This window comes from Microbulbifer aggregans (assembly GCF_001750105.1).
Lineage (GTDB): Bacteria > Pseudomonadota > Gammaproteobacteria > Pseudomonadales > Cellvibrionaceae > Microbulbifer > Microbulbifer aggregans.
In genome coordinates this window covers 605,402-617,653 of the sequence record NZ_CP014143.1, presented here as the reverse complement: position 1 = coordinate 617,653, position 12,252 = coordinate 605,402, and the positions used below count along the sequence as shown (strand labels likewise).

The following is a 12,252-nucleotide window of genomic DNA, read 5'->3' as shown; positions in this document are numbered from 1 at the left end:
TCCGGTTATATCACGGTGGGAATCTGTGTGGGGTATGCTCGTCTCAAGCTATGGGGCGTCTGTCGCGCGGGGGCGTCAGGAGACTAGGTAAGGGGCATGCTCGTGCATAGTTGTGGAACAAAGCACTAAGGCGTGTATCTCGAGATGCTCAGATACATCCCTGTCACCTCCATGTAAGCGCCATCAGCGAGGTCCTGCTGCCGATGGCCCGAGATACACGTCCTAGTACTTCGCTTCCTGTCGAGGGCTGATCTATGGGCTGAGATCGAAGGCCGCCGACAGGCGGCCTTCCCTGAATCAGAAGTTGCGGGACCAGCCGAAACGGAGGATATCCTGGCTCATGGTCAGCTCCGCTTCACCGCCGCCGAAGGCAGTGGGAATGGAGTTGTCTCCCTGCACCGTTTCCTCGAAAGCATGGGCGTAGGACACGGTGAACTCTCCCAGAGCCGTGCGCCAGTCAGCGCCCATGCTGACATGATCCTCGATCACACCGGGGGCGAGAATATTGATGAACGCTTCACCTGCCGGGATGGGTTGCTCGGCGTGGCTGATGCCCGCGCGTAACGTGAGGTCATCGGTCGCCCTGAAGGCTGCACCCAGTTTGGTAACTTCAACATCCTGCCAGCCAAAACCCGGGCCGCCATCGGCACCCAGCGGTTTGCCCTGGAACAGCAGGCTGAGGGAATTGCCCACGGAGCCGGTGTCGCTGTACAGGATACGCTGCCAGTCTGCGGCTACGGTCAGGCGCGGTGTCGCGCTCCAGCTCAGGCCGACAGCATAGTTTTCCGGAATATCAAAGCCACCGCCGTCGGCGAACAGACCCTCGTAGCGATCGAACTCACCGGTCTCGATACGGGAAGACCAGGTAGCGCCAAGGCTCAGGTCTTCGCGCAGGCGACCGATCCAGCCGAGTTTTACTCCCCAGCCGTGGGCGGTGTCATAGCCGCGATCGGTGACGTTGCCCGCACTGGCAGAAACAAACGGGTTATCGAAGGCCTGTAATCCGGTGGCCTCAAAACGCTGCACCGCGAAGGTGGTGGCGATACCGAAGGCGTGATCCGGGGTCGGGCGGTAGGCCAGTGACGGGGTGATAAACAGCTGGCTCAGGTCGACACCGGCTTCACCGCTGGAGCCGAAGGCGGCGAACGGATTGCTCTGGTAACCGGTGTTCATGCCGCCGTTGCCGTAAACCGCTACGCCCCAGCTCAGTTGTGAGGAGAGCATGCGGGTGTAGCCGAGCTCGGGAATGACAAAACTGCTCTTCTCATTGCCATCGTAATCGCCGTCCGCACCGGCCAGGTTGCCGCGAATGCGTGCGCTGCGATCGGGGCTGAACACGGTGAAGCCCACATCCAGTCGGTTGCCTACCAGTGCGGTGCCGGCCGGGTTGTTGGCAGCGGCCAGTGCATCCTGTGGCAGTGCCACTCCCACCCCAGCCATCGCCTGCGCCTTCGGGCCTACCCCCTCAACGAAATAACCATTGGTGGCTTCGGCGGAGTACACGGTAAACAGTGCGGCTGCGGAAAGTGCTGCTGCAGACAGCTTGGCAAACTTGATGCTCATTGATCCTACTTTCGGGCTCGGTATTCGGTAAAGGTCTGTTGCGGGGCGAGGATTGTAAGAGCCCGGCTTTATAACCGAGAAATACTAAAAATTTCTATGCTTATGCCGAAAGCTGAAGGTCTGGAGGGGCGGGCTCTGCTGAGATTGGGACCTTGATCCGCTTTGCCGCTCAGCGAATGAGCCAAGGGAGCAGGATCCCGGCTATTTTTTGAGCGGGGCCGAGGGTTGCATCAGTCAATGGTGAGGAGCACTTGAAGACCCGGGACGATTTGATCGTCCGAACCCAACGGAGATTACCTTGGCCTTCAATTAGGACTGCGAGAAGTCACTGATGGAAAGGGAGATTCTGGGGGCTCTCATTTTTGCATTTAGCCTAAGGGCTTGTCTGGGTCCAGCCCCGTGTTTCCATACACTGTGTGTAAAGTTTATCCCGGCTAGCTTTCACATCGTACAAGGCCTCCGCTTCCGCATTCTGCATGGGGCGGTTTAGGTCTGGTTTGCTCGCGCGCACTGAGTAGTAGCCACCGTCATGTCCTGAGTAGGGCTCTGCATAGACCCCATAAACAGGATTTTCTTCAAAAACAGATAATGCGGCAGTCACGCAATCGGATTTGTCCTGGCTGAAGGTTTTTTCCTGCTCTTCCTCGCTCAAGTCGTGACGCGTGAAATCAATAGCGGGATTATATGTAGCACAGCCTGACAGTGACAGAGTAAGAATAATAGGTGTGAGCCGCATGGAGACCTAGTGAGGGATAAAAATTTTATAGAGGATTTATAGAGAGGAATATTCGCACAGTGTGATGGACAGGTCACCACATGTTTGACTCTTCCTTAAAAAATGCCTGGATAGTTTGAATGTGCAATATCGCCACAACCCGGATCGATATGTCGGTATTTCAGTGGCAAAACCATATCGCCGCTTTATAGGGAGAGGTCGCCGATCGCAAAGTGGTGGCTGTTGATATCGAAGCCTTCCCGCAAATAGAAGCGATGCGCACCGAAGCGCTGCACGCCGGAATCCAGGTGTAACTGCTCACAGCCCTGTTCCCGGCCGTAAGCCCTCAGCCAGTTCATCAATGCCTTGCCGGCTCCCGTGGAGCGGTGGTCGGCATGCGTCACCAGATCATCCACATAGATGTGCTTTCCCCAGGCGAGCTTGCGGTTGATGGCGAAACCCGCCACGCCGATCACCTGTTCATCCAGCACTGCGATTGCCAGCTGGTAACCTTCCTGCTGTTGTTCCCGCACCTGCTGGAGTAATTCCTCGAGCTCGAACCCCGTGCGTAACTGCAGCAGCACTCGGCCAGCTTCGTTCAGCTCCTGCTCGGTGCCGACAAGTCTTGCTTCAAGTTGTTCAGACATTGCTTAGGCCATGAGTGTTGAGTGTTTCCGTAATGAATGAACTCCAGACTGGATCTGGCTGCCAGACTCTATGCAGCATTGCAGCGGCTTCATCCGCTCTTTGATGGCGATAGATGCGGTTGTATAGGTACATAAAAGCGGAGACGCGCATGTTCAGCGCGCAGTGCACCCAGACTTTCGCTTGGGAAAGTTCCTGCATCAAGGAGGCAAAGAGAGTGAAGTGTTGTGCCGTGGGGCGATCGAACGGAACCGGGAGATGGGCGTAGGTCATCCCTAAGTCACTGACAATATCGCCTTCTTCGCGCAGCGCGTGTACGGAACTGCTCATGGCAAGATTGATGACTGCCGTGTAACCGAAGTCGGCAATGGTGGCGAAGTCGTGCTCTGTTGGTTGCCCCGACGTGGCGATGCACTCGGATAGCTGGAGAAAATTTCTGACATCCATTGGCTTGGGCACCGAGTTCCGTTCGGTTCAGTCTATCACCCGTAGTTGGGTCGGGCTCCCCCGGAAAATCCGGGGAAGCCTAGCCCAGTGCAGGGATCAGTTGCTCGGGAAGGAGAACTGCGCACCTTCGCGCACGCCGCTGGACGGCCAGCGCTGGGTGATGGTCTTGCGGTTGGTGTAGAAACGCACACCGTCCGGACCGTAAGCACTCAGGCAACCAAACAGGGAGCGTTTCCAGCCACCGAAGCTGTGGTAGGCAACCGGCACCGGCAGCGGTACGTTGATGCCCACCATACCGACGAGGATGTTGTCGCTGAAGTAACGCGCAGCCTCGCCGTCACGGGTGAAGATGCAGGTGCCGTTGCCGTACTCGTGATCGTTGATCATCTGCATGGCTTCTTCCATGCTTTTGGCGCGCACTACCAGCAGTACCGGGCCGAAGATTTCCTCTTCGTAGCAGGTCATGCCCTGCTTCACATTGTCGATCAGGGTGCCACCGACAAAGAAGCCATTCTCATAGCCCTTCACTTGCGGATCGCGGCCGTCCACCACGATGGTCGCGCCCTGTTCCTCGGCGCTGGCGATGTAGCCGTTCACCTTGTTCATGTGCGCTTCGGTAATCACCGGGCCGAAATCGTTGCTGCTGTCGGTATAGGCGCCGACCTTCAGCTTCTGCATTTCGCCGCTCATCTTCTCGATAAAGGTATCGGCGGCTTCGTCACCCACGCAGACGGCAACAGACAGAGCCATACAGCGCTCGCCGGAGGAACCGAAGGCGGCACCGGTCAGTGCAGCCACGGCATTGTCGATGTCGGCATCGGGCATGATGATGGCGTGGTTCTTGGCACCGCCGAGTGCCTGGCAGCGTTTGCCGTGCGCGCTGGCGGTGGAGTACACGTACTCTGCAATCGGCGTGGAGCCGACAAAGCTGACCGCCTGGACTTCCGGAGCAGTCAGCAGGGTGTCTACGGCCACCTTATCGCCGTTGACTACGTTCAGTACGCCATCCGGCAGACCGGCTTCCTGCAGCAGCTGGGCCAGGTAAATAGCGGCGGACGGATCGCGCTCGGACGGTTTCAGCACGAAGGTGTTACCGCACACGATAGCCAGCGGGAACATCCACAGGGGTACCATGGCCGGGAAGTTGAACGGAGTGATACCAGCCACGACGCCCAGCGGCTGCATTTCACTCCAGGAATCGATGTTGGGGCCCACATTGCGGCTGTGCTCGCCTTTCAGCATCTGTGGTGCGTAACAGGCGAAATCCACGTTCTCGATACCGCGGGTCAGTTCACCCATGGCGTCGTGGGAAATCTTGCCGTGCTCCTCGCCGATCATCGCGCAGATCTGTTCCGCGTTTTCCTCGAGCAGCTGTTTGAACTTGAACATCACCTTGGCGCGCTTGGCCGGTGGTGTGTTGCGCCAGGCCGGGAAAGCGGCTTGTGCTGCGGCGATGGCTTCTTCGACGGTTTCCTTGGCAGCGATGGCGACCTGCTTGGTCGCTTCGCCGGTAGCCGGATTGAATACGTCCTGGGTACGTTCGGCGGCCTCGGAGACCTGGCCGTTGATGTAATGGCCCACAATCTTCATGGAAGAACCTCTCTCTATTTTTAATCTTTCGGAATTCTTAATTTGTGTTGTGATCCCGGCCAAGACCGGGACTCATCATGGATGGCTACTGGCTGTCGGCCACCAGCTTGATACAGTCGCCCAGCGCGCTTACCAGTCGATCGATTTCCTCCGGCTCGGCCACAAACGGCATACCGAGCTGCACGGTGTCGCCACCGTAACGCACATAGAAGCCTTTCTCCCACATCTTCATGGCGATCTGATAGGGGCGCAGCAGCGGCTCGCCCGGTGCGGCTTCGATGGTGAGGCCTGCGGCCACGCCGCAGTTGCGGATATCGGTGACCAGTGGCAGGCCCTTGAGCTGGTGTACGCGCTCCTCGAGCACGGTGGCCAGTTCGCCGGCGCGGCTGAACAGGCTCTCTTTTTCGAGGATATCCAGGGAGGCCAGTGCCGCGGCACAGGCTACCGGATGGGCGGAGTAGGTGTAACCGTGGGGCAGTTCCAGCAGGTAGTCGTGGCCACCCTGTTCCATGAAGGTGTCATAGATCTCCTGCTTGGCGATCACCGCACCCATGGGCACAGCGCCATTGGTCAGCTGCTTGGCGGTGTTGAGGATATCCGGTGTTACACCGAAGGCCTCGGCACCGGTGGCGGCACCCATGCGGCCGAACGCGGTGATCACCTCGTCGAAGATCAGCAGGATGTTGTGCTGGTCACAGATCTCGCGCAGGCGCTTCAGGTAGCCCTTGGGCGGCGGCAGTACACCGGCGGAGCCAGCCATGGGCTCGACGATCACGGCGGCGATGTTGGAGGCATCGTGCAGGGCGATCAGCTCCAGCAGTTCGTCTGCCAGGTGTGCGCCTTCCTCCGGCATGCCTTTACTGAACTTGTTCTCTGGCAGCACAGTGTGGGCCAGGTGGTCGGCATCCACCGCAGTACCGTACAGGGCGCGGTTGGCACCGATACCGCCGACGCTGATACCGCCGAAGTTCACGCCGTGGTAGCCCTTGGCGCGGCCGATCAGCTTGGTCTTGGTGGGCATGCCTTTTTTGCGCCAGTAAGCGCGGGCGATCTTCAGTGAGGTCTCGGCAGATTCGGAGCCAGAGCCGGTGAAGAACACCCGATTCAGCCCTTCCGGCATGAACTGGGTGATACGCTCGGCCAGTTCAAAGGCCTTGGGGTGGCCAAACTGGAACGCGGGCGAGTAGTCGAGGGTGCGCAGCTGTTCGCTAACTGCATCGGCAATTTCTGCGCGGTTGTGCCCCGCGCCGCAGGTCCACAGGCCGGACAGGCCATCGAAGATGCGGCGGCCATCGGCGCTGGTGTAGTAGCAGCCATCGGCACCAGTGATGATGCGCGGGTCCTTTTTGAACTGGCGGTTGCCCGTGTAGGCCATCCAGTGGGCGTCCAGCTGTGCCTGGGTCAGCCCGGCGAACTTGTCACTCATTCTTATTCTCCCGGAAACACTCGGTATGACTGTGGAATGGCAGTGACTTTAGGTGAGCTTTAATGTTGCATAAATTGCAATTTATCGACGTTTGGTTTCATATTGATGAAACTATCTTTTCAGGGGTGACTGATGGGACGCAAACAGGCCGCCTTGCTGGGCCAGCTGAGTGATATCGACCTGCGGCTGCTGCGGGTCTTCCGTGCCGTCGCGGAGGCCGGGGGCTTTTCGGCTGCCGAGCTGGAGCTGAATGTGGGGCGTTCGACCATCAGTCGCCATATCAAGGATCTGGAGGTGCGCCTCGGGGTGACCCTGTGTCGGCGCGGCCGCGCCGGTTTTGCCCTGACCGAGGAGGGGCGGCAGATCTACCAGGCGACCTTGAAGCTGCTCGCCTCCCTGGAGACGTTTCGCGGCGAGGTGGCCGATGTACACAAGCGTATGACCGGCCATATTTCCATCGCCCTGTTCGACAAGATGGTCACCAACCCCGCCGCTCATATCGGGGAGGCCCTGCGCAGGTTCGATGACCTGGCACCGGAAGTGAGCCTGGATATCCATATCGAGCCCATCAACGAGATCGAGCGCGGAGTGATGGAAGGGCGCTTCCAGCTCGGGGTGATTCCCACCCATCGGGCCTCCCCCAGCCTCGACTACCAGCATCTTTTCTACGAGCAGATGTACCTCTACTGTGGCTACCGCCACCCGCTGTTCGGCACTGCGGATATCTCTATCGACGATGATGCCATCAGAGAATGCAAATATGCCGGACTCGGCTACCACTCACCGAATATGGAAGTGGGCAACAAGCTGGGGCTGGAGCGGGATATCACCGTCAACGATCAGGAGGCCATCGTGCACTGCCTGCAGTCAGGCCGCTACATTGGCTACCTGCCGGATCACTATGCGGAGAGCTTTGTGAAAAAAGGGGAAATCCGTGCGATCTGTCCGCAGCGCTATCAATACCAGTGTGATTTTGTGGCGATCCAGCGGGTATCGCCCAAGCCGTCGCGGATTGTGAAGACTCTTTGGGATTGCTTGCAGGAGGCTCACCGATAAATGCTGAGCGGTTGCCTTAGGTTCGTGGACGGCGATTGCTGCGAAATTCCAGCGGAGTTTCGCCGGTCCAGCGCTTGAACGCACGGTTAAAGGTACTCAAGTCCGAATACCCGAGCAGAAATGCAATGTCCTGAACCGCGATGTCTGAGGCCTTGAGGTGATTGATCGCCAGTTCGCGGCGCACGTATTCCACCAGTTCCTTGTAGGTCAGATCCTGTTGCGAGAGTTTGCGCTGCAGGGTGCGCTGGCTCATGTGCAGCCGTTCGGCAATTTCCTCGATGGGGGGCACGCCCTCGCTGAGAGCATCGATGATGTGGTCTTGGATGCTCTTCAGCCAGTCATTTTCCGACGGCAGCTGTCGCAGCTCCAGCAACTGGTTGAGAGTGGAAGTCAGGGACAGGTTCAGCTGCGGGTCCGCATTCTGGAACGGGACGTCCAGGATATCAGCGGCGAAGTACAGGCGGTTGTAAGGGGCGTTGAATTCCAGTTTGTCGCACAGCAGCCGTTTGTGTTCGCTCAGGTCTGCGGGTGCGTCGTGCTTGAAGTGCACCTCGTCCGGTCGCCAGTTGGGGTCCACCATCTGCCGCACCAGCGACATCAGTGACATGGTGGTCATTTCTGCATCCTGGCGGCTATGGGGCAAGTTCTTGGCCGTGATGATATAGGTGAGAGAGACGCGGTCGCCGTAGCGTTCCAGGCGCATCTCGGTGTCCTGCTGGAACAAGCAGTAGTAGCGGTTGCCCAGTGCCAGAGCGTCGCCAAGGTTTTTGCTATTCAGCAAGGCATAGCCGAACACACCATGGCGGCGGAAATCCATCCCCTCGTAGTAGTGCAGACCAAGATTGGGGTCACCCAGATACTTGGCTGCCTCCTCCATCAGCATCAGGAAGGTCGCCATCGGCATTTGGCCATGCTCGCCGCCGAGATCCGCCTCGCTGAGCTTTAGTTCCCGAAGGAACGCATCCGTATCGACTGCCCGCTCGCGCATATAGTCGAGCAGTGCCAGCGCGTAGTTGCTACTGATTTGTGCCGAATAGATGCCGATTGCTTTACGGGTCATGCGCTGTAGTTCGTCATAGAAATTCGCTGTCGATTAGGGCCTAGGCTTTTGGCCTCGCATGCGACTCTGCCTGTCATTGCGGTCACTGCCGTGGGTGCCAATATCTGGCGTCCAGTGCCTATGGCGCCCGCGATTGCCTGCAGTAGGCTGCGGAAAGCAGTGTCGCAGGCCCTTTGAGGTATTCCCGCCGCGGACACCGGAAAGCGCATAAGAATACAGAATTTACCGAACACCGATAACAACGATAAGCAGGGAATCATTCATGAAACACGACCGAGAGTGCAAATCTTTCACCGCCTGTAAGGCGACTATGCTGACCGCTATGGTCGCGGCCAGCGCAGGCTTCTCCCTCCAGCCGCTGGCGCAGGAAATACGCGCGGGCATTGAAGAGGTCACGGTCACAGCGCGCAAGCGCGAAGAGAGTTCCACGGATATTCCTATCGCCATTACCGCCATCGGTGAGAACGCTATTGCCGCCAAGGGTGCGACTGCCATGAGCGACCTGGTCGGTGGCGTGCCGAACCTGGCGCTGGACCCCAACGGCAATTCCCTGAACTCCTGGGGCATGCGCGGTATCGTCAGCGTGACGCGCAATGCCGGTCAGGAGAGCGGTATGGGGGTTTACATTGACGGTGTCTACGCCGGCCGCCCGGCATCGTTCAATTTTCCGCTCAACGACATTCAGCAGGTAGAGGTATTGCGCGGCCCGCAAGGCTCGTTGTTCGGTCGCAATACTATTGCCGGTGCTATCAACATCACCACCAGGGAGCCCGGGGAAGAACTCGAAGGCGAGGTGAAGGCGAGCCTCGGCAATTACAACCGTCAGGATCTGCAGGCCCGGATCGCCGGACGGCTGGTCGACGGGGTGCTTGCCGGCAAGATGAGTGCCTTCTCGTTTCAGCGTGATGGTTACATCGACAACCTTTACGATGGCAAAGACTACATGAACGACAACCGCCAAGGTGGTCGCGGTGCGCTCTACTGGACACCGAGCGATGCGCTTGAGGTGACTCTGTCGGCGGATTTCCTCGAACAGGAAAATCGCACGCTGTTCGGCCAGGTGGCGGAGCCGGGCGTGAATGCGTTTATTCCCGGCTGGTATCAGGACGATCCTTTTACAGTGAATGCCAATGATCCCAACAGCGAGGCCATCGAGTCTGGCGGAGCCAGTATGAGAGCCGTGTGGGATATGGAATCTGGCTTTACCTTTACCTCCATCACCGCCCAGCGCTATGCAGATTTCGAACTGCGTGTCGATGACGACATGGGCCCGGAAACCCTGAGTTACGCCTACTTCCAGGACAACTCCGAGACCTTCAGTCAGGAGTTCCAGTTGGCCTCACCGGCGAACGACCAGTACGACTACCTGGTAGGCTTCTACTACCTGGACCAGGAAGTGAATGCTGATCGTCTCGGCTCGGTAGTGCCATATCCCGTGGAAGGGCTCGGCATCATCAACAGTGCCGATGTGCTGACCGAATCGTGGGCCGTATTCAGTACCGCCAACGTTTACCTTACCGATGCCCTGCGAGCCAGCGTCGGCCTGCGTTACACCGAGGAAGAGAAACGCGCGGATTATTCCCAGCTCGATACCGTCGGCTTCGGCTTTCCGATCGTGAACTTCGCTCCGGGGCAAAAGGATGGCGCCGTTTCCGGTGACCTGAGCCTGTCCTACGCGCTGAATGACGCCGTCAACCTGTACGGTTCTGTGCGCACCGGCGTGAAGAGTGGCGGCTTCCAGACTGACATCATCGACTTTGCCGACCCGTCCCTGTTTTCCTTTGGCCCGGAATCCGCCATTTCCTATGAGGCGGGTGTGAAGGGCATGCTCCTCGACCGCACCCTGAAAGTGGATGCGGCGGTGTTCCGAACCGACTACGACGATATGCAGGTGGGTCAATTACTGGGTCTCGGCTTTACCACCACCAATGCCGGTGAGTCGGTGATCAACGGTCTCGAGCTGGATGTGACCTGGCTGCCGACCGATAGCCTGGAGCTGGGCATGAGCCTGGGCCTCCTCGACCACGAGTACAGTTCTTATGAGGGCTGCAATGGCCCGGCAGTGAGCTGTGACGGCAATGCCCTGCAGCTGGTGTCCGATTGGACTGCTTCCGCCTATGCGAACTACGACTACCCGCTGGCCAGTGGCGCCTCGCTGGTGTTCCGCGCCGACTGGAGCAAGCGCGATGGCTATTTCAATGACGCACTGAATGACCCCGACACCTACGTCGAGGCGCGTGCACTGCTAAATGGCCGCATGGGCTACGAGTCTGCTGATGGTGCCTTCTCCGCCTACGTATGGGCGAAGAACCTGCTGGATGAGGAGTACAACTCACTGCTGTGGAAATACCCGCTGACGCCGCTGTTCTTCCCGGGTACCACCGGCCAGATGAACCTTTACGGCGAGCCGCGCACGCTGGGGTTTGATGCGACTTACCGCTTCTAAGCGATATGATCGGATAACCTTTATCTTCCGCATCGGGTCCGGCTGCCGGACCCGATGCCAGAATCTGGAACCAAGATGTACGACCAGAACTCTTTCTCCGCGCTACCGGTTTCCGCCGGAGCCCACCCCGACCGCGCCAGTGCCGTGATGGCGGCCGTGGTGGTCAGTATGATCGCCATGGGGGCCTTCCTGATCCTGCCGCTGCTGATTGGTGCGGTGGCTGTGGAACTCTCCCTGAGCGAGTCCCAGCTGGGGGTATTGTCCACCGCGGCGATGAGTGGCTCCGCCATCAGCTCATTACTCGCAGTCGTGTGGGTGCGCCGGGTCAACTGGCGTCTTGCCGGGTATCTGGGCATCAGCACTATGCTGGTGGCGCATATCGGCTCGCTGCTGGTGGAGAGCTTTGCGCTGTTTGCAGTATTGCAGTTCCTCGCCGGTCTCGGCGCTGGTGCCGTGTATTCCGTGGCGCTGACGGCCCTGTCCGACAACCGCAATGCCGACCGCTGTTTCGGTTACTCGATCGCGGCGCAGGTGACCTTCCAGGTGGTGGGCATGCTGGCGCTGTCGAGTCCGGTGGCGGACTATGGCCTGGAGCCGGTGCTACTCACACTGGTGGCGATGGATGGCGTGGCGCTCCTGCTCCTGTTCTGGCTGCCTGATCAGGGTTCGCAGTCGTCGCAGCAGGCTGTCTTCACGGTGGTGCGCAACCCGCTGGTGCTGCTGACCCTCGCCGGCTGCTTCTTGTTTTTCCTGAATGTCGGCGTTTTCTGGACCTTTATCGAGCGCATTGGCGCCGCAGCTGGCTTTGACGCCGCGCACATCGGCATCAGCCTGGCGGTGGGGGTGTCTTTCGGTGTGCCCGGCGCGCTGCTGGCTTCCTGGTGCGGGGCGCGCTTCGGGCGCCTGCTGCCACTGGCGTTGGGCGCGCTCATCACTGTGGCCTCCATTGTTGTACTGGTCATTGCCATGACACCCACCGGCTACCTGATGGCGCTGGCGCTGTATAACTTTGGCTGGAATTTTTCGCTCGCATTCCAGTATGCCGCGGTTAACGCCGCAGATAAGAGCGGTCGCGGAGTGGCCGTAGCGCCGGCATTCCACGGCCTGGGTGCGGCCGCAGGGCCCGCGCTGGCGGCGGCCTTTGTCGGCAATGCGGATTTCAGGGCTGTGTACGTGCTCTCTGCAGCCGGCGTCGTGGCCAGTCTTGCGCTATTTGTGTTCGCCAGTCTGCGCCAGCGCAGCACGCATATGAGTCCCGCGCTCTGTACTGAATAACAACAGCAAAACAAGAAAAAATCAGCAGG

The 12,252-nt window shown here is 59.0% G+C and carries 9 protein-coding genes; 3 read left to right on the top strand and 6 right to left on the bottom strand.

Going from position 1 to position 12,252, the window contains the following annotated elements; all coding sequences use genetic code 11:
- Positions 1 to 297: 297 nt before the first annotated feature.
- The 5 genes from AUP74_RS02660 to aptA form a co-directional block, all read right to left on the bottom strand.
- Positions 298 to 1,563, bottom strand: coding sequence for an OmpP1/FadL family transporter (locus tag AUP74_RS02660; protein ID WP_069946202.1), 1,266 nt, complete (start codon positions 1,561 to 1,563; stop codon positions 298 to 300).
- 921 nt (positions 1,564 to 2,484) lie between these two features.
- Positions 2,485 to 2,925 carry a GNAT family N-acetyltransferase gene (locus AUP74_RS02655; RefSeq protein WP_069946201.1) on the bottom strand — a complete coding sequence of 147 codons (441 nt, stop codon included), beginning with the start codon at positions 2,923 to 2,925 and terminating at the stop codon, positions 2,485 to 2,487.
- Complete coding sequence (locus tag AUP74_RS02650) at positions 2,918 to 3,370, bottom strand: protein tyrosine phosphatase family protein (RefSeq protein ID WP_069946200.1); 453 nt, start codon at positions 3,368 to 3,370, stop codon at positions 2,918 to 2,920. Before AUP74_RS02650 ends, AUP74_RS02655 begins: the two co-directional genes overlap by 8 nt.
- Positions 3,371 to 3,466: 96 nt before the next feature.
- Positions 3,467 to 4,960: a CoA-acylating methylmalonate-semialdehyde dehydrogenase gene (locus AUP74_RS02645; RefSeq protein ID WP_069946199.1), complete on the bottom strand. Its 1,494-nt coding sequence runs from the start codon at positions 4,958 to 4,960 to the stop codon at positions 3,467 to 3,469.
- An 85-nt stretch (positions 4,961 to 5,045) separates the two neighbouring features.
- Positions 5,046 to 6,386, bottom strand: a complete 1,341-nt coding sequence (aptA, locus tag AUP74_RS02640) for an omega-aminotransferase AptA (RefSeq protein ID WP_069946198.1) — start codon at positions 6,384 to 6,386, stop codon at positions 5,046 to 5,048.
- Between the two features lie 132 nt (positions 6,387 to 6,518).
- Between aptA and AUP74_RS02635 the strand changes: the two genes are divergently transcribed.
- The gene (locus AUP74_RS02635; RefSeq protein WP_069946197.1) at positions 6,519 to 7,442 is read left to right on the top strand and encodes a LysR family transcriptional regulator; all 924 of its coding nucleotides are present in this window, start codon (positions 6,519 to 6,521) and stop codon (positions 7,440 to 7,442) included.
- Between the two features lie 16 nt (positions 7,443 to 7,458).
- Here the strand turns inward: AUP74_RS02635 and qhpR are convergent, their stop codons facing one another.
- Positions 7,459 to 8,502, bottom strand: coding sequence for an AraC-like transcriptional regulator QhpR (qhpR, locus tag AUP74_RS02630; protein ID WP_069946196.1), 1,044 nt, complete (start codon positions 8,500 to 8,502; stop codon positions 7,459 to 7,461).
- Positions 8,503 to 8,764: 262 nt separating this feature from the next.
- On the opposite strand from qhpR, the gene AUP74_RS02625 reads away from it, so the two are divergent.
- Together AUP74_RS02625 and AUP74_RS02620 are read left to right on the top strand one after the other, a co-directional pair.
- Complete coding sequence (locus AUP74_RS02625) at positions 8,765 to 10,948, top strand: TonB-dependent receptor (protein ID WP_069946195.1); 2,184 nt, start codon at positions 8,765 to 8,767, stop codon at positions 10,946 to 10,948.
- A gap of 75 nt (positions 10,949 to 11,023) precedes the next feature.
- On the top strand, positions 11,024 to 12,223 hold the full coding sequence (locus tag AUP74_RS02620) for an MFS transporter (RefSeq protein ID WP_069946194.1): 1,200 nt from the start codon (positions 11,024 to 11,026) through the stop codon (positions 12,221 to 12,223).
- The last annotated feature ends 29 nt before the right edge of the window (positions 12,224 to 12,252 follow it).

Excerpts from the sequence above, each read along its gene's own strand:
- AUP74_RS02660 (WP_069946202.1), bottom strand. The coding sequence starts at position 1,563 with ATGAGCATCAAGTTTGCCAAGCTGTCTGCAGCAGCACTTTCCGCAGCC.
- AUP74_RS02655 (WP_069946201.1), bottom strand. The coding sequence starts at position 2,925 with ATGTCTGAACAACTTGAAGCAAGACTTGTCGGCACCGAGCAGGAGCTG.
- AUP74_RS02650 (WP_069946200.1), bottom strand. The coding sequence starts at position 3,370 with ATGGATGTCAGAAATTTTCTCCAGCTATCCGAGTGCATCGCCACGTCG.
- AUP74_RS02645 (WP_069946199.1), bottom strand. The coding sequence starts at position 4,960 with ATGAAGATTGTGGGCCATTACATCAACGGCCAGGTCTCCGAGGCCGCC.
- aptA (WP_069946198.1), bottom strand. The coding sequence starts at position 6,386 with ATGAGTGACAAGTTCGCCGGGCTGACCCAGGCACAGCTGGACGCCCAC.
- AUP74_RS02635 (WP_069946197.1), top strand. The coding sequence starts at position 6,519 with ATGGGACGCAAACAGGCCGCCTTGCTGGGCCAGCTGAGTGATATCGAC.
- qhpR (WP_069946196.1), bottom strand. The coding sequence starts at position 8,502 with ATGACCCGTAAAGCAATCGGCATCTATTCGGCACAAATCAGTAGCAAC.
- AUP74_RS02625 (WP_069946195.1), top strand. The coding sequence starts at position 8,765 with ATGAAACACGACCGAGAGTGCAAATCTTTCACCGCCTGTAAGGCGACT.
- AUP74_RS02620 (WP_069946194.1), top strand. The coding sequence starts at position 11,024 with ATGTACGACCAGAACTCTTTCTCCGCGCTACCGGTTTCCGCCGGAGCC.